The following is a 23,185-nucleotide window of genomic DNA, read 5'->3' as shown; positions in this document are numbered from 1 at the left end:
TAGATGTGAATTCACATGATCCGAATACGTCCCGCTGGGACGCTCTGGACCTTTGGCGGATGACGGACGCTACTCGACGATCGGTGCAACCGGACAGACGTACGGCGGATCTCAGCGAACGCTCAGCTGTCGGCCCGTACCGTGTGGCGCATGAGATCAACCGCCGCGCGGCTCCGGCGCGCACTGGCCGGCCGTCCGCGCCGCACCGTCGCCGCCGTGGTGGTGGTCGTCCTCGTCGCCGCCGCGCTGGTCTGGGTGGCCCGGCCGCAGGGCGCGGACTTCCGGACCGAACCGGCGCTGGTGACAGTGCGTTCCGGGCCCTCCGGCGACGAGCCGGTCGACCTGGACACCACGCTCTACCTGCCGGAGGGCGCCTCGTCGTCGAACCGGGTACCGGCGGTGCTGCTGGCGCACGGCTTCGGCGGGACCAAGGACTCGGTCCGCTCCGACGCCGAGGACCTGGTCGCCCGCGGGTACGCGGTGCTCACCTGGACCGCCCGCGGGTTCGGTCGCAGCGGCGGTCAGATCCACCTGGACGACCCCGACTACGAGGTGCGTGACGCGCAGCGGCTGCTCGACCGGCTGGCGCAGCGGCCGGACATCCGCCTCGACGCGGCCGGCGACCCCCGGGTCGGTGTGGTCGGCGGCTCGTACGGCGGCGGCCTGGCCCTGCTGCTGGCCGCGCAGGACCAGCGGGTCGACGCGATCGTCCCGATGATCACCTGGAACGACCTGTCCCGGGCGTTCCTGCCCGAGAGCAGCGGCCGGCAGCCCACCGACGGCGTGTTCAAGAAGGGCTGGGCGGGCATCTTCTTCGGCGGCGGCGGGAACGCCGGAAGCGGCCCGGCCGGGCTCTCCGGGGCCACCGCCGCCGCACCGGAGGGCGCGCCCGAGTCCGCCGGCCCGCCGAGCCCGCGGCCGGGCGCCGGGCCGGGCACCGGTTCCGGTCGCACGCCGGCCGGTGCCGCCGACCCGTCCTGCGGTCGCTTCGCGGCCGACGTCTGCGCCGCGTACCTGCGCATCGCCACCACGGGCCGGGCCGACGCGGCGGCGGTCGAGCTGCTGCGCCGGTCGTCGCCGGCCGGCGTGCTCGACCGGATCAAGTCGCCGACGCTGCTGGTGCAGGGCGAGGCGGACACGCTGTTCCCGCTGGCCGAGGCGGACGCCAACGCCCGCGGCATCGCCGCCGCCGGCACGCCGGTCCGGGTCGCCTGGTTCACCGGCGGCCACGACGGCGGCTCCGGACCCACCTCCGACTCCGACCGGGTGAAGTTCCTGACCGCGCAGTGGCTCGACCACTACGTCAAGGGGGACGGCGCGGCACCCGGCGACACGTTCACGTTCTCCCGGATCGCCGGGTTCGACGCGCTCGACCGGGGTCTGGTGGCGACCGGGTTCCGGACCGCCGACTACCCGGGGCTGGCGGGGCAGGACCGGCGCGAGGTGACGCTCGCCGGTCCGCCCCAGCCGGTCGCCGTACCGCCGAACGGCAACCCGGCGGCGATCTCCTCGGTGCCGTTCGCGGGCGCGCTCGGCTCACTGCTGGACGGCGTCGCCGGTGACATCCCGGGCCAGCACGCGCGCTTCGAGTCGGCACCGCTGGACGAGCCGGTCGACGTGGTGGGCGCCCCCACGGTGCGGATCCGGGCCGCCTCCCCGACCGGCGAGGCGGTGCTGTTCGTGAAGCTCTACGACGTCGACCCGCGGGGCGCGGCCACGCTGCCGTCCGGCCTGGTCGCACCGGTGCGCCTCACCGGCCTGCCGGCCACCGTCGACGCGGCCACCCCGGTCACCGTGACGCTGCCGGGGATCGTCCGGCGGGTCGAGGCCGGACACCGGCTGCGGCTCGTGGTGGCGACGTCGGACCAGGCGTACGCCTCGCCGGCCGAACCGGCCGTGCACACAGTGGCGCTCGCGGACGGGCCGCTGACGCTGCCCACCGTCGACGCCACGCCGATTCCCACCACCGCCACGATCTGGCGCTGGGCGCTGGCCGGGCTGGTCGCCGCGATCGTGCTCGGGCTCGTCGTGGTCGTGCTGCTCACCCGCCGCCGGCACCGCCGCCAGGACGACTCCGTGCACCCGGAGTACGCAGGTGTCCCGCTGGCGGTGCGCAACCTGCGCAAGGAGTACGCGGACGGCTTCGTCGCGGTCTCCGACGTGGACTTCGAGGTGCACCCCGGTCAGGTGGTCGGCCTGCTCGGGCCCAACGGCGCGGGCAAGACCACCACGCTGCGGGTGCTGATGGGACTGACCCAGCCCACCGCCGGTGAGATCTACGTCTTCGGTCACCGGCTGGTGCCGGGCTCGCCGGTGCTGTCCCGGATCGGCGCACTGGTCGAGGGGCCGGGCTTCCTGCCGCACCTGTCCGGTCTGGACAACCTCAAGGCGTACTGGCGGGCCACCGGCCGGCCGTGGGAGGACGCGCACTTCGACGAGGCGCTGGAGATCGCCGGGCTGGGCGACTCGGTGCACCGGCGGACGAGGAAGTACAGCCACGGCATGCGGCAGCGGCTGGCCATCGCCCAGGCCATGCTCGGCCTGCCCGAGCTGCTGGTGCTGGACGAGCCGACGGACGGGCTGGACCCGCCGCAGATCGCCGAGATGCGCCGGGTGCTCCAGCGCTACGCCACCGACGGCCGTGCGGTGCTGGTCTCCAGCCACCTGCTCGCCGAGGTGGAGCAGACCTGCACGCACGCGGTGGTGGTGAACAAGGGGCGGATCGTGGCGTCCGGCCCGGTGGAGGAGATCGTCGGCGAGTCGCCGAGCGTGCTGTTCGAGGTGAGTGACCCGGAGGCGGCGCGTACGGTGCTCGACCGGCTCGGCGGCGTACGGGTGCTGCCCGACGTGGACGGCGGGCTGGTGGTCGACACCAACGGCACCGCCCGCAGCGAGGTGGTGGCCGAACTGGTCCGCGCCGGCATCGGGGTGGACCGGGTGGTGCCCCGGCGCCGCCTGGAGGACGCGTTCCTCGCCCTGGTGGGCGAGAACTCTCGGGGAAGCGGGGACCGGTGATGGCGGGTTCGTCTGTGGCATCGTCGCCTGGTGGCGGCACGTCCGGTACGGCGGCGCCGGGCGCGGGCGGCGCGGCGGCCGGTTACCGGCCCCCGGCCACGCTCCCGTTCGGCGCGGAGTTCCGGCGGCAGGCGTCGCGCCGGCGTACCCAGCTCGCACTGGGGTTCATGGTGCTGCTGCCGCTGATCATCCTGGTGGCGTTCCAGTTCGACGCCGGGGACGACGACGGCGGCGGGCGGGGCGAGTTCTCCAGCCTGGCCGACCTGGCCACGTCGGGCGGGCTCAACTTCACCCTGTTCTCGATCCTGGTGTCGGCGTCGTTCCTGCTGGTCGTGGTGGTGGCGCTGTTCTGCGGCGACACGGTGGCGAGCGAGGCGAGCTGGGGCAGCCTGCGTTACCTGCTGGCCGTGCCGGTGCCCCGGGCCCGGCTGCTCGCGGTGAAGCTGGTCGTCGCGCTCGCGTACTCCGGGCTGGCCCTGTTGTTGCTGGCCGGCACCGCGCTGCTCGCCGGCACGCTCCGGTACGGCTGGAAGCCGCTGAGCAGCCAGGTCTCGGCCGAGCTGGCCCCGGCCGACGGGTTGCTGCGGCTGCTCGGCGTGCTCGGCTACCTGGCGGTCGTGCTGCTGGTGGTGGCCGGGCTGGCGTTCCTGCTGTCGGTGACCACCGATGCCGCGCTCGGTGCGGTCGGCGGTGCGGTGCTGCTGTGGATCCTGTCCAGCATCCTGGACCAGATCACCGCGCTGGGCGGGCTGCGGAACCTGCTGCCGACCCACTACAGCAGCGCCTGGCTGGGGTTGCTGTCCACGCCGATGCAGACCGACGACGTGGTCAAGGGCGCGTTCTCGGCGGTCGTCTACGCCACGTTGTTCTGGGGCCTTGCCTTCTGGCGCTTCACCCGCAAGGACGTCACGAGCTGAGCTGACCGGACGGGGGCGCCCGGGATGATCCGCACCTCGCTCCGGGTCGCCGTCGGCGTCCCGGAGCGTGACCGTCGGACAGCCGCGCAGCTCGTGCGGCCGGTCGCCGCAGTTGAGCAGGTCCAGGCCCATCGCCCGCAGCCCCATCGCGGCGCTCACCCCCAGCTCGGTGATCGCGATGCCCTCCGGGGAGCAGGTGGCGGCGGGCACCGGCTCGGCCGTGGGGGCGCCCGGACGCGGCGGAACCGTGGTCAGCGGGTCGACTCCAGTGAGCGGCCGGTCGGGCAGCCGGGCCCCTGAGCCGGGGCGCAGGCGGCCATCAGCGTCACGCTGGTGAGGGCACCGACCAGGCGCGCCGTGCTCCGCATCCGGCGATCATCCCACCTCGTCGCGCCGGCGGCGGCCCACAGCGTGGGATCCCCGGGTGGCGCGGCCGTGCGCAGCGCCTAGACTCGGCGGCACAACTGAATACCTCATCCAGAGGGGCTGAGGGATACGGCCCGACGACGCCCCGGCAACCACCCGCACGCTCGACGACGAGCGACGGCGGGCAGGTGCCAATTCCGTCCCCGCCGCACCCGGCGATGCGGGGAAAGATGAGAGGAAACTCCTCGACATGACGTCGACGCTTCCCGTCGCCACCGGTATCGACACCACCCTCAGCCCGGCCCGCGCCCTGGTCTGCCGTGCCTGTTCGGCGCGGTACCCGCTCGCCGCGCAGCACGCCTGTCACGAGTGTTTCGGGCCGCTGGAGGTCGACTACGACACCGCCGCCCTGGCCACCGTCACCCGCGAGCAGATCGAGGCCGGCCCGGGCAACATCTGGCGGTACGCGGCGCTGCTGCCGGCCGGTCAGGACCCGGCCGCCCGGGTCACGCTCGACCCGGGGCTGACGCCGCTGGTCGCCGCCCCGCACCTCGCGGCCGAGCTGGGGCTCACCGCGCCGCTCTGGGTCAAGGACGACAGCGCGAACCCCACCCACTCGTTCAAGGACCGGGTCGTGTCGGTGGCACTCACCGCGGCCCGCGCGCTCGGCTTCACCCGCTACGCCTGCGCCTCCACCGGCAACCTCGCCAACTCGGTCGCGGCGCACGCGGCCCGGGCGGGCGTGCCGTCGGTCGTCTTCATCCCCGGCGACCTGGAGCAGGGCAAGGTCGTCACCACCGCGGTCTACGGCGGCGACCTGGTCGCCATCGACGGCTCGTACGACGACGTGAACCGGCTCTGCGGCGAACTGGTGGAGACCGACGAGTTCGAGGACACCGCGTTCGTCAACGTGAACGTGCGGCCCTACTACGCGGAGGGCTCCAAGACGCTCGGCTACGAGGTGGCCGAGCAACTGGGCTGGCGGATCCCGGCCCAGGTGGTCATCCCGATGGCCAGCGGCGAGCTGCTCACCAAGATCGACAAGGCGTTCGCCGAGCTGGTCGAGATCGGGCTGGTCGAGGCGCCGGCCGGCGGCTGGAAGGTGTTCGGCGCGCAGTCGGCCGGCTGCAACCCGATCGCCACCGCGCTGCACGGCGACACCGACACGATCGTGCCGGTCAAGCCGGGCGGCATCGCCAAGTCGCTGAACATCGGCGACCCGGCGGCCGGGCTGTACGCGCTGGAGGCCGTGCGGCGTACCGGCGGCTGGATGGACTACGCCGACGACGACGAGATCCGCGCGGGCATCCGGCTGCTCGCCCGTACCACAGGGGTGTTCGCCGAGACGGCGGGCGGCGTGACGGTCGCGGTGCTGCGCAAGCTGATCGAGTCGGGTCGACTCGACCCGACCGCCGAGACGGTGGTGTTCAACACCGGCGAGGGTCTGAAGACGCTCGACGCGGTGGCCGCCCAGGTCGGTCCCACGCACCGCATCAAGCCCAGCCTCCGCGCCGCCCGCGACGCCGGCCTCCTCGCCTGACACCCCCTTTGCTGCCGGTGGCCAAGGACTGCCGGCGAACCCGCCTTCTGCGGTGTGGTGCGGTCATCCGGTCTGCTCGGGCCTTCGGTCACTCGGGGCCCGGCCCTTTACGTGCGACCAAAGGGCCGGGCTGCCCGGGAAACCGCTCAGCGGTGAGCGTGATGACGATGGTGTCGGCGGCGATCCGCTCGTGGAGCGCGGTGGCAAGGCTTTCGGCTTGGTCGGCGTCGGCTTCGTCGAGGTTGGTCTGCACGAATGCGACGCGGCGATTGCTCGCGGCTGATGCCACGGCTTCGGATAACGGGTCGCCGCCGAGATTGAGCAGCAGTGGTGCCCGGCTGGCGGTGATCGCGGCGGCTGCCGCGAGGTCGATGACGCGATAGCAGTCGATGTAGGCCAGGCGTGCCGTGGCCAGCGGTGTCGGATCGGCGGTGTTGAGGTGGTTGGTGGCGGTGCCGAGCCAGGCGTACCAGGTGCGGGTGCCAGCCTCGTCGGTCACGATGGTCAACTGCGGGGTGCCCGGCCCGGACATCGCGGCGGGTACGGCTTGATGAGCCACGCCGATCGTGTCGAGGGTGTGCAGCACGGTCAGGCCGGCGGGGTCGAGGCTGACCGGGTTGCTGACGAGACTGACGTGGGTTCCGAGTTGCCGTGCGGTGAGCGCGGCGATGGGTGCGTCTCCGGCCAGCGACGGGATGATCTGGGTGACGCAAGTTCCGCTGTTGGCGGCCGGGTAGGCGGTGACGCTGAAGACCTGGGCGTAGGCGAGGTAGCCGAAGCACGCCAGATCTGGTCCCGTCGCTGGCGGCATGGCTACCAGCCCTGCTCTGAGTACCGTTGCCCGGCGGCCACGTGGCGCAGCGCTTCGGCGACATAGGGCACCACGTTGGCGGGCAGGTCGGTCAGGTCGTGGAAGTCCCAGCCTGCGCACTTGTCCGGCTCGGTGTTGGTGATCTCGCCGGTCCAGGAGCGGACCTCGAAGAACAGGGCGACACGGCCGGAGTTGGTGTGATGGTGCATGAGGTGCACCAGCCGCAGTTCGTCGGCTTTGATGAGAACGCCGATCTCTTCTTCGGCTTCCCGTGCAGCGCCCTCGCGGGCGGACTCACCGTCTTCAAGGTGACCGGAGGGCAAGCCGAACTGTCCGTCTGCCCAGCCGGTGTTCTGGCGCTCGCCGAGCAGAACGCGGCCGTGCTCGTCGCGCAGGATGAGGTGCAGGTCGATGCATGCCTGGTAGCGGCCCATGAATGATTCCTTGTCGATCGTGAATGAGGGCTGCCTCACGGTGGTGACGCAGGTTGCATTTTTCGCTGGGCAGATGGACTGGTCAGGTTGCCGGGCCGGTGGGCACATCGGCTTTCCAGAGGCGGCAAACAGGCACGATGTCCGGCTCGACGGCGCAGGAGGCCGCGCCCATGACCAGTTCCTCGGCGGGGCAGCCACCCATGCACGAGCCGCTGACCTTGCACGATCCGCAGCTCGCCCTGGTGAGCACCTGGGTGAACAGGTCGAACTCGTTGGCATCTTTGTTGAGGACGACCTGTCCATCGATCATGTTGGCGAAGTGCAGGTCGGTGTCGAACAGGAACGAGCACACGTAGGCCCGCCCGTCCGGGAAGATCGAGATCCGGTCGAGGGTGCGTCCGATGCAGCCTCGGTAGCCATCGGCGGCGTACTGTGGCATGCGCTCGCGGCGGGCGTAGGTGGGCTGGTACCAGATACGGGTCTTGTGACGTGGGCCGACCCGTTCGAGCTGCTCGTAGAAGTCGATCCATTCGGCGGGCTGGATGCCCCACTCGGCGGCTCCGTGCCCGGACCCGATCACCGAGAAGACGTGGTACTTGACCAGCGACGCGCCCAGCTCGTCGGCGATGTCCAGCAGGTTCAGGCAGTCGCCGAGGTTGGCCTTGTTCACGGTGCAGATGATGCGGGTGTCGAAACCGCGCCGGCACAGTTCGGCGACCGTGGCGAGGGCCTGCTCGAACGTGCCTGCGCCGCGGACCTGGTCGTGGCTTTCCGAGCTACCGCCGTCGAGGCTGATCTGCACGTACGAGAAGTCCTCGGGCTCCATGTGGGCGAACTTCTTCGCGGCCGGGCCGAGGCCGTTGCTGGTGGTGATGACGTGCTCGTAGCCGAGTGCCTTGGCGTTGCGGATGATCGGGATGTAGTCCGGGTGCAGGGTGGGCTCGCCGCCCAGGATGGTCAGCTTCGAGCCGCCCATCTGCCGCCAGGTGGTCAGCGTCTTCATCACCGCCTCGTAGGGCATCTTCAGCGCTCGCTCCAGGCGGTCACCCATGTAGCAGTGCTCGCAGCGCAGTTGGCAGGCCTCGGTGATGTAGAGGTAGACGTTGCGGAATCGGCCGTAGGGGATCTTGTCGATCCGGTTGGGGTGGGTGCCGAGGGCTGAGGCGGGCAGGCGGGCGTTGCCGTAGGCGTCGGTCACCGCCGCGCGGTCGCGGCGCAGGGCGGGTATGGGCAGGACAGTGGTCACTTTGGGCTCCCTGGATGAGACGCGGCTCGGTAGGCCGGGGCGGGATCGGTCAGGACGGCTACCAGGTGCCTCGCCAGACGAGACACCACGGGCGCGCAGTGGCCGGCGTGCAGGACCAGGTGCGGGATGTGCAGTCGGGTCGCCGCTGCGGCGATCTTCGGCCGGTTGCGCTGGTAGCGGGCCAGGCGAAGCGCGTGGATATGAGGGTTGTCGGTGTCGCGGCGCTTCAGTTCACCGCCGCACCGGGCGCATCGCGCCGGATCGGAAGCGGCTGGCCGAGCAGGGGCGTGGCGATCCGGCCCGCAACGTCGGCACACCCGTCTGGCCGCTACGCGCACGGCCAGGGTGGCCGCAGTGGCCCGTAACTCCAGGATGCTCAGACGCCGGCCGAGCGAGGTAGCGATGGAGGCGAGATGGCGCAGCTGGCTTGCGGTGCCGGGGAAGTTGTCCAGCAGGATCGGCTCGTCGCCCGTCGGGAAGCGGTGTTCCAGGAACATCCCCCGAAGCACCTTGACGACGGCTTCGTCGCTGACCCAGCCAAGCGGAACGGTGCTGGGAGGCAGGCCGGCCAGCAGATCCGGACAGCGGCGCACCGCCTCACGCAGCCGGAACACCGACACTCGCTCGTGCGCTGCGAGCGCCGTGACAACGGTGGTCTTTCCCGAGCCGGGCGGCCCGATGACCGCGATCATGCTTTGCGGTGAGGCAGGATGCGATCTCATCGCAGCTCCCGCAGCCCGACCAGAACCTGCTCAAGCTGCTCGACCGTCAGCGACGGCTGCACACGGGGACCGTCCGGGATCTCCAGCCCGCTGCGGCGCCCGATGTGGACCTTCGCCATGCCGCGCGCCCGGCGGGCGAGAAAGCTCGCCGCGTCGGCGGCGCGGGGGCACGGCCACATCGCCAGACGGGCAAGATCAAGGCAGCCGACGCACAGACCGTCGTCGGCCGTGCGATGAACAGCCAATGCGCCACGTGCCTCGGTGCGTACGGTGATCGGCTCGTCCACGACAGTCGTCATGATCACGGCCCCTTTCCGGCCATCGAGCGCAGCCCCGCCAGGGGCATGATGTTGTTGGATGGCGGACGCGCCAGCAGCATCAGCCGCAGCGCGTCCGCCCGACGCTTACCGTCGCAGCCCTGTCGGCGTCCGGCGGCAAGGTCACGTTCGCTGTGTGCGTCCCCGGTCGCGCATCGACCAGGTTCGCGACACAATGCGTACAGTCGTCTACGGCCTCACGCTGCGCTACACATCGATGTGGGAGGCAGCTATGCGTCGCCGTATAGCCGATGGTCACGGGAGGATGCGCGTGTCCGAGCACGACCGCCGCTGTCAGGACTGCGGCACGCCGCTGAGCCGCTACAACACCGCAGCGCAATGCTCTCCGTGCATCTCAAGCCGCCGTGGGACACCCGCGCTGACGATGCAGGTGCCTCCGCAGGTGTGGTTCACCGCGGACATGCGTCGGGCGTTGAGCCAGTGGAACTGGCAGACCGTGCTGACCGCCGTGGCCAACGAGACCGGCGCGTCGCAGACGCAGTTGGCCGAGCTGACCGGCCTGTCCCAGGCGCATGTCTCCCGGTTGATGAGCGGCATGAGTAGGTGCTTCGACATCCGCACCATCAGCCAGATCGTGGACGGTCTCGGCGCGCCGCGCCTGCTCGCCGGGCTCGCTCCCGTCGCGGCTTGGTCTGGGGATAATCTGGGCGCGCAGGGAGACGAGGAGGTCGAGCCGATGAAGCGCCGCACGCTGGTCAGCGCCTCGTTGGCCGCGCCGTTCGCGGCGGTACTCGGCGAGGTCCAGACCTACGTCACCGCCGACGGGGCACGCCAGATCCGACTCATGGTGCCCGAGCTGTACACCCTCGACGATCAGATCGGCGGCGAGGCCGTCTGCCAGGCCGCCCAGTGGTGCCTGAGTAAGGTCGACAGCCTGCTCAACCAGGCCGACTACAACGAGCCGACCGGCCGCGAGCTTCAATCCGCGTACGGCGAGATGGCTGAGATGGCCGGCTGGCTCCACTTCGACGCCGGCCGCTACGAAGACGCCAGGTTCTACTACGGAGAAGCGCTTCGCGCCGCCCAACTCGCCGACGACCTCAACCTGGAAGTCCTCACCCTCGCGAGCATGAACACGCTGTCGCGCTACCAGGCACGCCCCCGCGAGGCCATCCAGCTCATCCAACTCGCGCAACGCCGAGCCGCCGGCTGGGCACCGCCACGCCTGGCCGCACTGCTTGCGGCGCGCGAGGCCGTCTGCTGGGCACAACTCGGCGACGCCACCGCCTCACGCAACGCGATGCACCGCGCCTACCACGTCTTCCACCCCGACATCGGCGAGGAAGACCCACACTGGCTCGCATTCTTCGACACCGCGGAACTCGCCGCCCGCGGCGCCACCGCCAGCGACTACCTCGGCCGACCCGACCACGCCGCCACCGCAATGCAGGCGGCTGTCGACGGTCTGGGAGCCAAGTTCCAGCGCAACCGCGCCTACTACAGCATCCGCCTCGGCCTGTCGCTGCTCGCCGAAGGCGACCAGACCCGCGCCTGCCATGTCGTCGCCCCAGTGCTGCCACTGTTCAAAGACGTCCGCTCCGGCCGGGCACACGCCCGGTTGCGCGAGTTCTGCCACCAGCTTCAAGCATCCACCTCGCCAGCCGCCCGTGATCTTCTTGGACAGGTCCACGCACTCCAGATCACCGGGCAGCCTGCGTGACCAGCCAACCTCACATCCACCGCCTCGACGCAATCGCCCTGCCACGCTATCGGCCGCATTTCATAGACCTCTACCGGGAGGTCTATGCCGAACCGCCATACCTGGAAACCGACGAACACGTCGCCGCCTACGTACAACGGTTCGCCGAGGAGTCCTCCCAGCCCGGCTTCACCCTCGTCATCGCGGAGACCGACACCGAAGTGGTCGGCTACGCCTACGGGCACGCCTTCTCCGCCGACGAATGGTGGCCAGAAACCGACCACGAACCCATCGAGACCAAGGGACGGACCAAGTTCGCCGTCATCGAACTCGCCGTACGCAAGCCACATCGCGGCCAGGGAATCGGCACACAGCTCATGACGACCCTGCTCGACGACCGGCCGGAACACCTGGCGACACTGTGCTCCAACCCCGCCGCGCCAGCGCGCCACATCTATCAACACTGGGGCTGGCAACCCGTCGCCACCGCCTACCCACCCGGCGTCCCACCGATGGATGTACTCGTCCTTCAGCTCTGAAGCAGCACCATGGCCTGACACGATCCGACCGGACCTGACAGGCGAGGTCAGAAGCCACGCCCTTCCCCCTTCCCCGGGGGATGTGGGGACACACCATCGGCCGGATGCTGGCCAACCGGCTCTACCTCGGCGAAGTCGGCTTCCGCGACGTCACCGCTGAACAGGCCCACCCGCCCTGGTCGACGAGGAACTGTCGCCCGATGCCAGGGTGGTCCTGGAAGCCCGCGGCGAGGCCCACTCGCAACGCGCCGCCTCCGACTACGACCCGACCCGCCGGATCGGTGCAGCAGACCCGATCACGTGCCCCAGGTGCGGCTGCAAGTACGTCGTCACCTCCGCCACCGGCAAGCTTCGCCGTTACCGCTACTACACCTGCTTCATCCGCGCCCGCTACGGACCGGCCGGATGCTGCGCGGCCCGTATTGACGCCGATCTGCTCGATGACGGGGTCGCCGAAGCGCTGATCGACTTCATCCGCCTCAACGACCTGACCGTCAAGCTGGCCAGCTCAAGAGTCGGCAAGACGAACTCCGCAGCTATCGGTGGGTAGCCGGTGATGTGCGGTGAGTGCCAGAAAACCGCCCTCAAGGACTTGACGGCAGGAACCGGACGGCGCAAGATGCTTCGTGCGGGAGGGCATCCGCCGGAGACTTTTCAAGTTCTTGCGACCCAACGCCGGAGGCGTTGTGCGGACGTCCCTCCCGACCAACGTCCGAAGAGGCCAGCGGAAATCCGCTGGCCTCTTCGCTGTGTCCGGCGCACCCTCGGTGACATGACGCTCACCGTGACGCCGCTGGATCCCGCCGACCGGCAGACGCTCGACGCGGTGTACCGGATCGCCTGTGCGGCACGAGCCGTCGACGAGCCGGACCTGCCCGACCCCTGCCGGCGGCGGTTCGAGGCGCCGCTGTGGCACCCGATGCCCGGCATCGACACGCGCTGGCTGGTGGCCCGCCTCGCCGGGACGCCCGCCGGGTGGCTCCGGCTCTACCTGCACACGATCGACAACACCGAGAACGCCAGCGTCGAACTCACTGTCGACCCGGCGTACCGGCGGCAGGGCATCGGGCGCACGCTGCACGAACACGGCGTCCGGCTGCTGCGGGAGCACGGCGGCGAACGCCTCGTCGGCGCCACCGTCGCCGCGCTGCCCGGCGAGGAGGGGCGGATCTTCCCCGGTGCCGCGTTCGCCGCCGCCATGGGCGCCAGGCCGGCGCTTGCCGACGTCCGCCGCCGCCTCGACGTGGCCGGGCTCGACCGCGACCGGCTCGCCGCGTTACTCGCCGGGGCCCGCGCCGCGGCGACCGGCTACCGGCCGGTGCGGTGGCGCGACCACACGCCCGAGGAGTACGTCGCGGACGTCGCCTACCTGGAGGGCCGGCTGCTGCTCGACGCGCCGATGGGCGAGCTGGGCTGGGAGCCGGAGCAGATGGACGCGGCGCGGGTGCGGGACGCGGAGCGGGCGCTCGATGCCCGGGGCGTACGCCGCTACAACACCGGGGTGGTGCACGAGGCGACCGGCCGGCTGGTCGGATGGACCCAGCTCGGCCTGGACGCGAGCAGCACCGACCATGCCTGGCAGGAGATCACCCTCGTCGACCCCGCCCACCGCGGCCACCGGCTCGGCCTGCTCTGCAAGGCCGGGAACCTGGCGTACGCGTTGGCGCACGAACCGGCGTTGCGGGCCGTCGACACCTGGAACGCAGCCGTGAACCGGCACATGATCGCGATCAACGAACGGCTCGGCTTCCGCCCGGCCGCCGGCTCGATCGACTGGCAGTCGACCATCCGAGTTGTGACACGCCCCTACTGATCTGGTGCCTTTCTGTTGCATGATGGCGGGCATGACGGAGACCCCGCACCCCCTGTACGACAGGCACCGCGAGACCCTCGACCGGGCGCTGACCGCCATCGCGGAGCGCGGGTACTGGTCGGCCTACCCCGAGTCGCCCAGCCCCCGGGTGTACGGCGAGACCGCCGCCGCCGACGGCAAGGCCGCCTTCGAGGCGTACCTGGGCGGGGACTTCCCGCTCGACCAGGCCGGTGACGGCACCGGCGTGGCCACCGAGGTCAGCCCGTTCGGGGTGGCGCTGGACGTGCGCTACCCGCACGCCGGCGCCGACCAGCTGGTGTCCGCCGCGAGCGCCGCGCTGCCCGCCTGGCGCGACGCGGGCCCACCGGCCCGGGCCGGTGTCTGCCTGGAGATCCTGGACCGGCTGCACAAGAACATCTTCGAGCTGGCGAACGCGGTGCAGTTCACCAGCGGCCAGGCGTTCGTGATGGCGTTCCAGGCCGGTGGCGCGCACGCGCTGGACCGGGCGCTGGAGGCGGTCGCCTACGCGTACGCCGAGATGACCCGCCACCCGGGGACCGCCGGCTGGGAGAAGGCCGCCGGCAAGGGCGACCCGCTGCGGATGGTCAAGACGTTCCACGTGGTGCCGCGCGGGGTCGCGCTTGTCATCGGCTGCAACACGTTCCCGACCTGGAACTCGTACCCCGGTCTGTTCGCCTCGCTGGCCACCGGCAACCCGGTGGTCGTGAAGCCGCACCCGCGCGCCGTGCTGCCGCTGGCGATCACCGTCAGGTACGCCCGCCAGGTGCTCGCCGAGGCCGGCTTCGACCCGAACCTGGTGCAGCTCGCCCCCGAGACGGACGGCGAGAAGCTCGCCACCACGCTGGCCCTGCACCCGGCCGTGAAGATCGTCGACTTCACCGGTTCCACCGAGTACGGCGACTGGCTGGAGGCGAACGCCCGGCAGGCCGCCGTCTACACCGAGAAGGCCGGCCTGAACACGGTGGTGATCGACTCCACCGACGACTTCGCCGGGCTCTGCCGCAACCTCGGCTTCACGCTGACGCTGTACAGCGGCCAGATGTGCACCACCTCGCAGAACCTGCTTATCCCGCGCGACGGGATCGATACCGACCAGGGTCACAAGAGCTTCGACGACGTCGCGGCCGGGATCGCCGCCGCGGTCGCCAAGCTGACCGCCGACCCGGCCCGGGGGGTCGAGCTGACCGGCGCGATCGTCAACGACGGCGTGCTGGAGCGGCTGGCGGAGGTCACCAAGGTCGGCGAGCCGGTGCTGGAGTCGCGCACCGTCGAGCACCCGTCCTTCCCCGGCGCGGTGGTGCGAACGCCGACCGTGGTGAAGCTGGACGCCTCCGACACCGCCACCTACTCGCGGGAGTGGTTCGGGCCGATCTCGTTCGCCATCGCCACCGACTCCACCGAGCACAGCCTGCGCATCCTGCGCGAGACGGTGGGGGAGAAGGGCGCGCTGACCGCGGGCGTCTACTCCACCGACGAGGCGGTGCTGGACGCGGCCGAGGCGGCGGCGATCGATGCCGGGGTGCACCTGTCCTGCAACCTGACCGGCGGGGTGTTCGTCAACCAGTCGGCGGCGTTCTCCGACTTCCACGGCTCGGGCGCGAACGCGGCGGCCAACTCGGCGCTGACCGACGGCGCGTACGTGGCCAACCGGTTCCGCATCGTGCAGAGCCGCCGGCACGTCTGAGAAGGAGGGGCCCCTTCTTAACGCCTCCGGTAGAGGAGGGGCCCCTTGTTAACGCGCGCGCTCAGGCCGGCCGGCGCATCTGGAGTTCGTGCAGGCCGGTGATCCGGGGGTGCGGCACCCGTACCCCGGTGTCCACGAAGCCCAACTTCTGATAGGCCCGGTAGGCGCGGTCGTTGCCGACCACCACCTCCATCATCAGCTCGGGCCGTCCACAGGCGCGCGACCAGGCCGCCACCTCGTCGACGAGCGCCGCCAGCAGGCCGCTGCCCCGCCGGGCCGGCGTCACGTAGACCGCGTAGACGAGCGTCAGGCCCGGCTCGTCCGGCGCGGCGACGCCGCCGGCGTGGCCGACCAGGCGCCCGCCCGGATCGGCCACGAACTGCGCGGTGTGGTCGCCCCGGGAGACGGCCGCGACCCGGGCCGCGACCTCCGTGTGGGGCCGGGCGGCGGCCTCGGCCACTGTCTCCAGGAACGCCAGCGGGGAGTCGGCCAGCATCTCCAGCCGGAGCGCCCGCATCCGGGCGGCGTCCTCGGGCCGGACCCGGCGGACGTTGGTCGTGGTGCTCACGCTGGTCATGCCGCATGCATACCGGACGGCCCGGCGCGGGTGTGCGACAGGCCCGGCCACGGCCCGAAATATGCCCGATTTGGGGTCGTGCGCCGTCGTCACGCCTCGTGTAGCGTGCGATTTCGGTCACCGAATTCAGCATCACCGATCGCTGGACCGGTGCGCCGCCGGTGCCGGTCCGCCGGTTCCCGGGTGTTGGAACGCCGCGCAGAGTGAGGAAGTGCACCGTGGCACAGGGCACCGTGAAGTGGTTCAACGCCGAAAAGGGCTACGGCTTCATCGCCGTCGACGGCGGGCAGGACGTCTTCGTCCACTTCTCCGCGATCGAGATGGACGGCTACAAGGCGCTCGACGACGGCCAGCGCGTCGAGTTCGAGATCGCGCAGGGGCAGAAGGGCCCGCAGGCCGAGCGGGTCCGCCTCATCGCCTGATCCGCGGCGGGCGGCGCTCCCGTGACCGGACCCCGGACCGGGGCTGCGTCGCGGTCGACCACCATGGAAGATCATGAGCCGTTCCAGCCGTCGTCGCTGAGGAGGGCCCATGTCCGATCTGCCCCCGTCGGGTTCCACCGAGCCGGCGGCGTCCGGCCCTCCGGCCGACCCGACCGCACCCCCGCCGCCCGCCGCCGGGCCGGCACCGGGACAGTCGGGGACCACCGGAGGAGTCACGCCCGCCGCCGGCGCGTCCGGCGCCGACCCGTGGGCCGGTCATACCGGCCCCGTGCCGATCGTTCCGGAGTACGACAACCCGCAGCCCGGCGCCCCGAACCCGGCCACCCCGCCCGGATGGACCGCTCCGGGTGACGCGCCACCCGGACCCACCTCACAGGGTTGGAGCGCGCCGGGCACTCCGCCGCAGGGTTGGGACGCGCCCGGCACTCCGCCGCAGGGCTGGAACGGTCCCGCGTACCCGGGCCATCCGATGCCCGGCGCGGCCTACCCGATGCCCGGCGCGGGCTACCCGGTGCCGGCCGGGCCCGGGGCGTACGCGGGCTGGTTCCCCGGCATCGACCCGCAGGATCCGCTCGTCAACCCGCCGCACGCGGGCATCGGTCCCTGGTTCGCCCGCTGCACCGCCGCGCTGCGGCGCGGCTGGCGGCAACTGCTGCCGATCGTGCTGCTCACGCAGGTCGTCCCGGGGGTGGTGATCGGCGTCCTCACGCTCGTCTTCAGCCCCGAGGGCGAGCTGGCGACCGCCCCGGACGGCGCGCCGGTGCTGCCGGACGGCTTCTGGGGGCAGATGTTCGCCTTCTACGGCGTGCTGCTGTCCGCCGGGCTGATCTTCGGCCTGCTCCAGGCGGTGGGCTGGGCCGCCGGCACCTGGGTGGTCACCCGCCAGGCGGCCGGCGAGCCGACCGGGCTCGGCGCCGCCTTCCGGTACGGGCTGCGCCGTGCCCTCGGCCTGTGGGGTTGGACGCTGCTGGTCTCGCTGCTGGTCATGCTCGGCGCCTGTTTCTGCCTGCTGCCCGGCCTCTACGCCGCGTTCGCGCTGGCCCTGTTCGGTCCGGTCTACCTGTTCGAGCGTCGGGAGCCGGTCGGGCGGGCGTGGCGGATGTTCCACAGCCGGTTCGGCATGGTGCTGGGCCGGGTCGCGCTGGTGATGGCGGTCCTGTTCGCGGCGACGGTGCTGGACGCGGTAGTGGGCGGCATCAGCGGGGCGGTGTTCGGCGTCGAGCCGATGAAGGCCGTCGGTACCGCGATCGGCGCCGTGGCGTTCGCCGTGTTCGGCGCCCTGCTGGCCGCCCCGGCCTACCTGGCGCAGCAGGTCGGGCTGGTCGTCACGTACGCCGAGCAGCGGGCTCAGGAAGGCCCGGTGAACGCGGCCCGGCTGGCGGCGGAACTCGGCTGAGCGGGGCTGTCGTGCTTGCACTCGGCTAGGGAGAGTGCTAAACAAGTCATTGGCACTCGCGTACGGTGAGTGCCAGAAGGTCGGGGCGGTAGGGCCACGGTCGCGCCGGTGTCCGAAGGGACGTCGGGGCGGTACGAGGCCGGTCGTCGCGGGCTGTCCGGCCCGACCGAGGAGACGTCGTCGTCGCCAGGTGGCGACGTCCCCAAGGTGCGTACACCAGACGGCCCATCCGGGCATCCGGGTGGCCCGTGAGTGTCCAGGAGGACAACGCCGTATGGCCAAGATGATCGCGTTCGACGAAGAGGCGCGCCGCGGCCTCGAGCGGGGCATGAACCAGCTCGCCGACGCCGTGAAGGTGACCCTCGGCCCCAAGGGCCGCAACGTCGTGCTCGAGAAGAAGTGGGGTGCCCCCACCATCACCAACGATGGTGTGAGCATCGCCAAGGAGATCGAGCTCGAGGACCCGTACGAGAAGATCGGCGCCGAGCTGGTCAAGGAGGTCGCGAAGAAGACCGACGACGTCGCCGGTGACGGCACGACGACGGCGACCGTCCTGGCCCAGGCCCTGGTTCGTGAGGGTCTGCGCAACGTGGCCGCCGGCGCCAACCCGATGGCCCTGAAGCGGGGCATCGAGGCCGCCGTCGCCAACGTCTCGGAGGAGCTGCTCAAGCTCGCCAAGGACGTGGAGACCAAGGAGCAGATCGCCTCCACCGCCTCCATCTCCGCCGCCGACCCCAGCGTCGGCGAGATCATCGCCGAGGCGATGGACAAGGTGGGCAAGGAAGGTGTCATCACCGTCGAGGAGAGCAACACCTTCGGTCTGGAGCTCGAGCTCACCGAGGGCATGCGCTTCGACAAGGGCTACATCTCCGCCTACTTCATGACCGACCCGGAGCGTATGGAGGCCGTCTTCGACGACCCGTACATCCTGATCGTCAACAGCAAGATCTCGTCGGTGAAGGACCTGCTCCCGATCCTGGAGAAGGTCATGCAGTCGGGCAAGCCGCTGCTGATCATCGCCGAGGACCTGGAGGGCGAGGCCCTGGCCACCCTGGTGGTCAACAAGGTCCGTGGCACCTTCAAGTCGGTCGCCGTCAAGGCTCCGGGCTTCGGTGACCGCCGCAAGGCCATGCTGACCGACATCGCCATCCTCACCGGTGGCCAGGTCATCAGCGAGGAGGTCGGTCTCAAGCTGGACGCGACCGGCCTCGAGATGCTGGGCCGCGCCCGCAAGGTCGTGGTGACCAAGGACGAGACCACCATCGTCGACGGTGCCGGCGACGCCGAGCAGATCCAGGGCCGGGTGAACCAGATCCGGGCCGAGATCGACAAGAGCGACTCCGACTACGACCGGGAGAAGCTGCAGGAGCGTCTGGCCAAGCTGGCCGGCGGTGTTGCGGTGATCAAGGTCGGCGCGGCCACCGAGGTCGAGCTGAAGGAGCGCAAGCACCGCATCGAGGACGCCGTCCGCAACGCGAAGGCCGCCGTCGAGGAGGGCATCGTCCCGGGTGGTGGCGTCGCGCTGGTGCAGGCCGGCAAGACCGCCTTCGACAAGCTGGACCTGGCCGGCGACGAGGCGACCGGCGCGCAGATCGTCAAGATCGCGCTGGACGCCCCGCTGCGGCAGATCGCCGTCAACGCCGGCATGGAGGGTGGCGTCGTCGTCGAGCGGGTCCGCAACCTCGACCCGGGTCACGGCCTCAACGCCGCGACCGGCGAGTACGTGGACCTGCTGGCCGCGGGCATCATCGACCCGGCCAAGGTGACCCGTTCCGCGCTGCAGAACGCCGCCTCGATCGCCGCGCTGTTCCTCACCACCGAGGCCGTCGTGGCGGACAAGCCGGAGAAGACCCCGGCCGCCCCGGCCGGTCCGGGTGGCGGGGAGATGGACTTCTGAGTCCAGCTCCACCCAGTACGCCGAAGGGGGCGGGCCGCGTCAGCGGTCCGCCCCCTTTCCGTGTGTCCGGCTCAGGTGGGCAGCGGGCGCTGGTTGCGCCGCTTGTGTGCCCGGTCGTACGGCGGTGGCAGCCGCCTCGGCTCGTCCACGGGCTGCCGTGGCTCCTCGACCGGTGGCCCGTCGCCATCGGCCAGCTCGGCGAGCTGCTCGGCGTCGCCGACGTCGAGCCGGTCGAACGGGAGCTGGCCGGGAAGCTCGTCGGCCGGGCGCCGGGCTGCCGCCGGATCCTCGGCCCGTTCGTCATTCGTGGTCATGCACCGCCTCCTTCGCCATCGACCGTAGAGCCCGGTCGATGGCGAAGGAGGTCGAATGGCGCTATTGACGCCTATGACCCTTTGATGGCTTTCCGGTAGAGGAAGAACACCCGTTCGATCCGGGCGCCGGCCGCGTTCGAGTAGAACGGCACCGGCCCCACCCAGCCGATCTGCGCCGCGGCGATCCCGGCGGCCGCCTGGTCGCGCAGGCAGCGGCGCAGCAGCACGCCACCGATCCCGGAGCCCTCCGCCGCCGGAGCGGTGCCCATCGGCCCGAACCAGCTCGGCCGCGCCGACCCGTACGCGGCGAACCCGAGGATCTCGCCGTCCCGCTCGGCGAGGTGCACACCCGCGTCCGGCCGCCCCACCGAACCGGCCAGCTCACCGTCCCAGGTGCCGCCGAACGTGGACCGGGCGAACGCGGCGAGCGCCGGCAGGTCGTCGGAGTCGGCCCGGCGTACCGTCACGCCCCGCCCGGCCAGCCGCTGCTCGGCGGACCCGGTGGAGCGCAGCGCCGACGACCCCTCGGTCAGCTCGGCGGTCATGTTCCAGGCGGTACGGTCCTGCCGGTAGCCGAGCCGCTGCGCGGCGCAGACCGCCGGGGTGTAGCGCACGTCGATACCCGGCCAGGCGTAGTGCGGCGGGTTGCCGGCGAGCAGCACCTCGGCCGCGCCGAGCGCGCCGAGCCGGCTCTCCGCCTCGGTCAGCAGCGCCCCGCCAACGCCCTGGCGGCGTTCCGTCGGCGCCACCGCGACCAGGTCGACGTGGCCGAGCCGCGGATCGGCCGCCGACAGCGACCCGACGAGTACGCCCACCAGCGCGCCGTCGCGTACCGCGCCGAGGCGCAGCACCGGACGGTCCGCTGCGGCCCGCTCCGACACGGTGACCACCACATCCGACGCCTCGGCCGCGTCCTCCGGCAGGTCGAACGACAGCCGGCACAGCTCGACCACCTCGGGTAGCCGGTCCCGGCCCAGCTCGATGATCTCCACGTCCATGGACGCCGACCCTAGGGCATCGGCGGACCAATGGACAGGGTTGTTAACCGGTCGCCGCCGCCCGGGCCGCGCGCACCGCCGCGTACGCGTCCACCAGCCCGGCGCCGGAGACGTCCTGCGGTCCACCGCAGGCGTCCGCCCCGCCGGGTGGCGTGACCGGCTGCGCCGTCTCACGCAGGATCGACCGGGTCCGCTCCAGCTCCCCGACCAGCGCCGGATTCGCCGACCACATCAGCGCCACCACGCCCGCGACCTGCGGTGTCGCCATCGAGGTGCCGTCCAGGGTGGCGTACCCGCCGCCCGGCATCGCGGACCGCACCGCGGCGCCCGGGGCGACCAGGTCCGGCTTGGCCCGGCCGTCCGGCGCCGGGCCGCGGCTGGAGAACCGGGTGACCCGCCGCTGCCGGTCCACCGCCCCGACGGTAAGCACGTCCGGGTACGGCGCGGGCGGGTCCGCGATCGAGCCGCACGACGGACCGGTGTTCCCGGCCGCGGCCACCACCAGGATGCCGGCCGCGGTCAGCGCGGCGGTCGCCGGCCGCAGCGCCCCCGGGTCGCATCCCTCCACCGGCGGGCAGCCCCACGAGTTGGTGAGCACGTCCGGGGCGCGCGAGGGACGGCCGTCGGTGAGCGGGTTCCCGCCCTCGGGGAACGGGGCCAGCATGAACTGGAGGCAGTCGAGGTAGCGGGCCGGGTTGCCCATGTTGCGGTCCAGGTTGACGCAGCCGACCCAGCTCGCACCCGGTGCCACGCCGATCCCGTCCCGGCCCACCGCGCTGCCCAGCGTGTGCGTGCCGTGTCCACCCCGGTCGGCCGGGGCGCGGCGGCCCTCCCACGGGTCGTACCAGGAGTCCTCGCCGCCCCGGAAGCCGCCCGTGAGCGCCGGGTGCCGGCCGTCCACCCCGGAGTCGGAGCTGCCCACCACCACGCCGGACCCGGTGACGCCCAGCTCGGACCAGACCCGGTCCGCGCCGATCAGCGAGACGTTCCAGGCCGGCCCGGCCGGCGCCGGCGCGTCGCCGCGCGCCTGCGGGGCGGGCGCGGGCAGCGGGCGCACCCGCTGGCTGACCAGCACCCGGGCCACCTCGGGACGACGGGACAGCCAGGCCCGCACCGCCGGCCCGCCGTCCGTCTCGATGGCGTTCACCAGGTAGTACGGCGTCGGATTCAGCCGCATCCCGGTCAGCGTGCGGCGCAGGTCGCCCTGCGTGCGGCCGGCGGTCGCCACCAGCCGCCGGTAGACCTCCGTCGCCCGGGCGTCCCGCCCGGCCCGGCCCGGCGTCCCGGCCGGCAGGCCGGTCAGGTCGGCCTGCTCGCGCAGCACCACGAGTAGCCGCTCGCCGTGCAGTCCCGGACGGCCGGGTACGACGTACACCACGGCGACGGCGGCGAGCAGCGCGACGGCGAACAGCGCGGCCGGACCGCGCCGGGGCGCGCGGGCGCGGGACCGGGCGAGCAGTACGCCGTACCCGACAGCCAGCAGGACCGCGACGGCGAACGCCACGCCGGTGCCCACCGCGACCCAGAACGGCACGTCGCGGGTGGCGGACAGCAGAAGGCTGATCTCCTCCGGGTCGGTGAAGGCGAGCGGCCCCAGCAGGGCGAGCCCGACCAGCAGGCGCGCCGACGCGGGCCCGGCCGGGCGGCCCGCGTGGCGGGCCGCCGCCTCCAGCGCGGCCAGCACGAAGCCGAGCGGCGGCAGCAGGAACAGCGCCGGCAACTGCACGCCCGACTGCCCGGCGCCGGCCGCGAGCGGCGTCAACGCCACCCCCGCGACCAGACCGCCGACGAGCACCAGCCGGGCCGGATCCGGCCCGAACGCGGCCCAGAAACCGGCGCCGAGCAGCGCCCCGGCGAGCGCGCCCAGCGCGGCGGCGGCCAGGCCGGCGAGCAGCGTCTCCAGCGCCCCGCCCAGCGCGCCCACCCAGACCCAGGGCAGCAGCACGGCCAGGCCGGCCGCGATCGCCAGCAGCGACACCGGCCCGAACCGGCCCGCTGCGACCGCGCCCGCCACGACCGGTGGCCGGACGCGGCCGAGACGGACGGCGACGAGCGCGAGCACCGCGGCGGTCACCGCGAGCGCGGCCAGGTACGCCTCGTGGTGCACCGGCGGCACCGTCCGTAGCAGCGTGGTCACGCCGAGCGCGACCACGGCGGCGGTCCAGGCCCGGCCGCTCGCCCGCAACGCGGGGGAGCGGGGCGCGAGCGCCAACGCCAGCGCCGGAGCGCCGGCCAGCAGCACGGTGACCACCGCGACCACGGGCCAGCCCGCCACCGGCCGGTCCGCGCCGACGACCAGCGCCACCTGGTCGACCAGCCAGCCGGTGAGCTGGCCCGGCACGGTGACCTGCACGATCCACACCCCGGTCGCCACCGCCGCGACCACCGGCCACGGACCGGTCCCGCGTGGCGGCGGTACGGGGGCGGGCGGCGGACCGGTCGGCATGGTCATCACGGTACGGCCGGGCCGTGTCG

The 23,185-nt window shown here is 72.2% G+C and carries 20 protein-coding genes, 1 pseudogene and 1 riboswitch; of the genes and pseudogenes, 11 read left to right on the top strand and 10 right to left on the bottom strand.

Annotated elements, in window-relative coordinates:
- Positions 1-150 precede the first annotated feature (150 nt).
- Both GA0070215_RS16765 and GA0070215_RS16760 read left to right on the top strand, forming a co-directional pair.
- Positions 151-3,015 (top strand): alpha/beta fold hydrolase, encoded by a 2,865-nt coding sequence (locus GA0070215_RS16765; protein ID WP_091047174.1) that lies wholly within the window; start codon positions 151-153, stop codon positions 3,013-3,015.
- Positions 3,015-3,932 carry an ABC transporter permease subunit gene (locus tag GA0070215_RS16760; protein ID WP_036346572.1) on the top strand — a complete coding sequence of 306 codons (918 nt, stop codon included), beginning with the start codon at positions 3,015-3,017 and terminating at the stop codon, positions 3,930-3,932. Before GA0070215_RS16765 ends, GA0070215_RS16760 begins: the two co-directional genes overlap by 1 nt.
- A 72-nt stretch (positions 3,933-4,004) precedes the next feature.
- Here GA0070215_RS16760 and GA0070215_RS29135 read toward each other — a convergent pair.
- Positions 4,005-4,079: pseudogene (locus GA0070215_RS29135) on the bottom strand (DUF4232 domain-containing protein); the annotation flags it as partial.
- A 323-nt stretch (positions 4,080-4,402) separates the two neighbouring features.
- Positions 4,403-4,535: riboswitch (SAM riboswitch) on the top strand.
- Positions 4,536-4,548: 13 nt separating this feature from the next.
- Between GA0070215_RS29135 and thrC the strand changes: the two are divergent.
- Entirely contained in the window at positions 4,549-5,838 is a 1,290-nt protein-coding gene (gene thrC, locus GA0070215_RS16750) for a threonine synthase (protein ID WP_091047170.1), read from the top strand.
- Positions 5,839-5,926: 88 nt separating this feature from the next.
- Here the strand turns inward: thrC and GA0070215_RS16745 are convergent, their stop codons facing one another.
- The 5 genes from GA0070215_RS16745 to GA0070215_RS16725 all read right to left on the bottom strand — a co-directional run bounded on the left by GA0070215_RS16745 (position 5,927) and on the right by GA0070215_RS16725 (position 9,338).
- Positions 5,927-6,649, bottom strand: a complete 723-nt coding sequence (locus GA0070215_RS16745) for a carbohydrate kinase family protein (RefSeq protein WP_091047166.1) — start codon at positions 6,647-6,649, stop codon at positions 5,927-5,929.
- Positions 6,650-6,651: 2 nt separating this feature from the next.
- Positions 6,652-7,083, bottom strand: a complete 432-nt coding sequence (locus GA0070215_RS16740) for an NUDIX hydrolase (protein WP_091047163.1) — start codon at positions 7,081-7,083, stop codon at positions 6,652-6,654.
- An 82-nt stretch (positions 7,084-7,165) separates the two neighbouring features.
- Positions 7,166-8,329 carry a radical SAM/SPASM domain-containing protein gene (locus GA0070215_RS16735; protein WP_091047160.1) on the bottom strand — a complete coding sequence of 388 codons (1,164 nt, stop codon included), beginning with the start codon at positions 8,327-8,329 and terminating at the stop codon, positions 7,166-7,168.
- Positions 8,326-9,021 carry an AAA family ATPase gene (locus GA0070215_RS16730; RefSeq protein WP_091047154.1) on the bottom strand — a complete coding sequence of 232 codons (696 nt, stop codon included), beginning with the start codon at positions 9,019-9,021 and terminating at the stop codon, positions 8,326-8,328. The genes GA0070215_RS16735 and GA0070215_RS16730 overlap by 4 nt, the downstream gene beginning before the upstream one ends.
- A gap of 26 nt (positions 9,022-9,047) precedes the next feature.
- Positions 9,048-9,338, bottom strand: a complete 291-nt coding sequence (locus GA0070215_RS16725) for a hypothetical protein (RefSeq protein WP_141708209.1) — start codon at positions 9,336-9,338, stop codon at positions 9,048-9,050.
- A 301-nt stretch (positions 9,339-9,639) separates the two neighbouring features.
- Here GA0070215_RS16725 and GA0070215_RS16720 point away from each other — a divergent pair, with 301 nt between their 5' ends.
- The 5 genes from GA0070215_RS16720 to paaN all read left to right on the top strand — a co-directional run bounded on the left by GA0070215_RS16720 (position 9,640) and on the right by paaN (position 15,085).
- Complete coding sequence (locus GA0070215_RS16720) at positions 9,640-11,049, top strand: helix-turn-helix domain-containing protein (protein ID WP_167361524.1); 1,410 nt, start codon at positions 9,640-9,642, stop codon at positions 11,047-11,049.
- The gene (locus GA0070215_RS16715; protein ID WP_091047143.1) at positions 11,046-11,567 is read left to right on the top strand and encodes a GNAT family N-acetyltransferase; all 522 of its coding nucleotides are present in this window, start codon (positions 11,046-11,048) and stop codon (positions 11,565-11,567) included. Before GA0070215_RS16720 ends, GA0070215_RS16715 begins: the two co-directional genes overlap by 4 nt.
- A gap of 208 nt (positions 11,568-11,775) precedes the next feature.
- Entirely contained in the window at positions 11,776-12,117 is a 342-nt protein-coding gene (locus tag GA0070215_RS16710; RefSeq protein WP_244167024.1) for a recombinase zinc ribbon domain-containing protein, read from the top strand.
- 222 nt (positions 12,118-12,339) lie between these two features.
- Complete coding sequence (locus GA0070215_RS16705) at positions 12,340-13,380, top strand: GNAT family N-acetyltransferase (RefSeq protein ID WP_091047140.1); 1,041 nt, start codon at positions 12,340-12,342, stop codon at positions 13,378-13,380.
- Between the two features lie 31 nt (positions 13,381-13,411).
- Positions 13,412-15,085 (top strand): phenylacetic acid degradation protein PaaN, encoded by a 1,674-nt coding sequence (paaN, locus tag GA0070215_RS16700; RefSeq protein ID WP_208600361.1) that lies wholly within the window; start codon positions 13,412-13,414, stop codon positions 15,083-15,085.
- 61 nt (positions 15,086-15,146) lie between these two features.
- On the opposite strand, the gene GA0070215_RS16695 is transcribed toward paaN, so the two are convergent.
- Positions 15,147-15,662 carry a GNAT family N-acetyltransferase gene (locus GA0070215_RS16695; protein ID WP_091047130.1) on the bottom strand — a complete coding sequence of 172 codons (516 nt, stop codon included), beginning with the start codon at positions 15,660-15,662 and terminating at the stop codon, positions 15,147-15,149.
- 218 nt (positions 15,663-15,880) lie between these two features.
- On the opposite strand from GA0070215_RS16695, the gene GA0070215_RS16690 reads away from it, so the two are divergent.
- From GA0070215_RS16690 to groL, 3 genes are all read left to right on the top strand, one after another.
- On the top strand, positions 15,881-16,084 hold the full coding sequence (locus tag GA0070215_RS16690) for a cold-shock protein (protein ID WP_018787966.1): 204 nt from the start codon (positions 15,881-15,883) through the stop codon (positions 16,082-16,084).
- A gap of 109 nt (positions 16,085-16,193) precedes the next feature.
- Positions 16,194-17,501, top strand: a complete 1,308-nt coding sequence (locus GA0070215_RS16685) for a hypothetical protein (protein WP_091047126.1) — start codon at positions 16,194-16,196, stop codon at positions 17,499-17,501.
- A gap of 274 nt (positions 17,502-17,775) precedes the next feature.
- Complete coding sequence (groL, locus tag GA0070215_RS16680; RefSeq protein ID WP_018787968.1) at positions 17,776-19,398, top strand: chaperonin GroEL; 1,623 nt, start codon at positions 17,776-17,778, stop codon at positions 19,396-19,398.
- Positions 19,399-19,469: 71 nt separating this feature from the next.
- On the opposite strand, the gene GA0070215_RS16675 is transcribed toward groL, so the two are convergent.
- The 3 genes from GA0070215_RS16675 to GA0070215_RS16665 form a co-directional block, all read right to left on the bottom strand.
- Positions 19,470-19,712 (bottom strand): hypothetical protein, encoded by a 243-nt coding sequence (locus GA0070215_RS16675; RefSeq protein WP_018787969.1) that lies wholly within the window; start codon positions 19,710-19,712, stop codon positions 19,470-19,472.
- A gap of 71 nt (positions 19,713-19,783) precedes the next feature.
- On the bottom strand, positions 19,784-20,710 hold the full coding sequence (locus tag GA0070215_RS16670; protein WP_091047122.1) for a GNAT family N-acetyltransferase: 927 nt from the start codon (positions 20,708-20,710) through the stop codon (positions 19,784-19,786).
- Positions 20,711-20,753: 43 nt separating this feature from the next.
- The gene (locus GA0070215_RS16665; RefSeq protein ID WP_091047118.1) at positions 20,754-23,162 is read right to left on the bottom strand and encodes a S8 family serine peptidase; all 2,409 of its coding nucleotides are present in this window, start codon (positions 23,160-23,162) and stop codon (positions 20,754-20,756) included.
- Positions 23,163-23,185 lie beyond the last annotated feature (23 nt).

Source organism: Micromonospora marina (genome assembly GCF_900091565.1).
Lineage (GTDB): Bacteria > Actinomycetota > Actinomycetes > Mycobacteriales > Micromonosporaceae > Micromonospora > Micromonospora marina.
The sequence above is the reverse complement of the archived record's forward strand: the minus strand, read 5'-3'. Positions and strand labels throughout refer to the sequence as shown.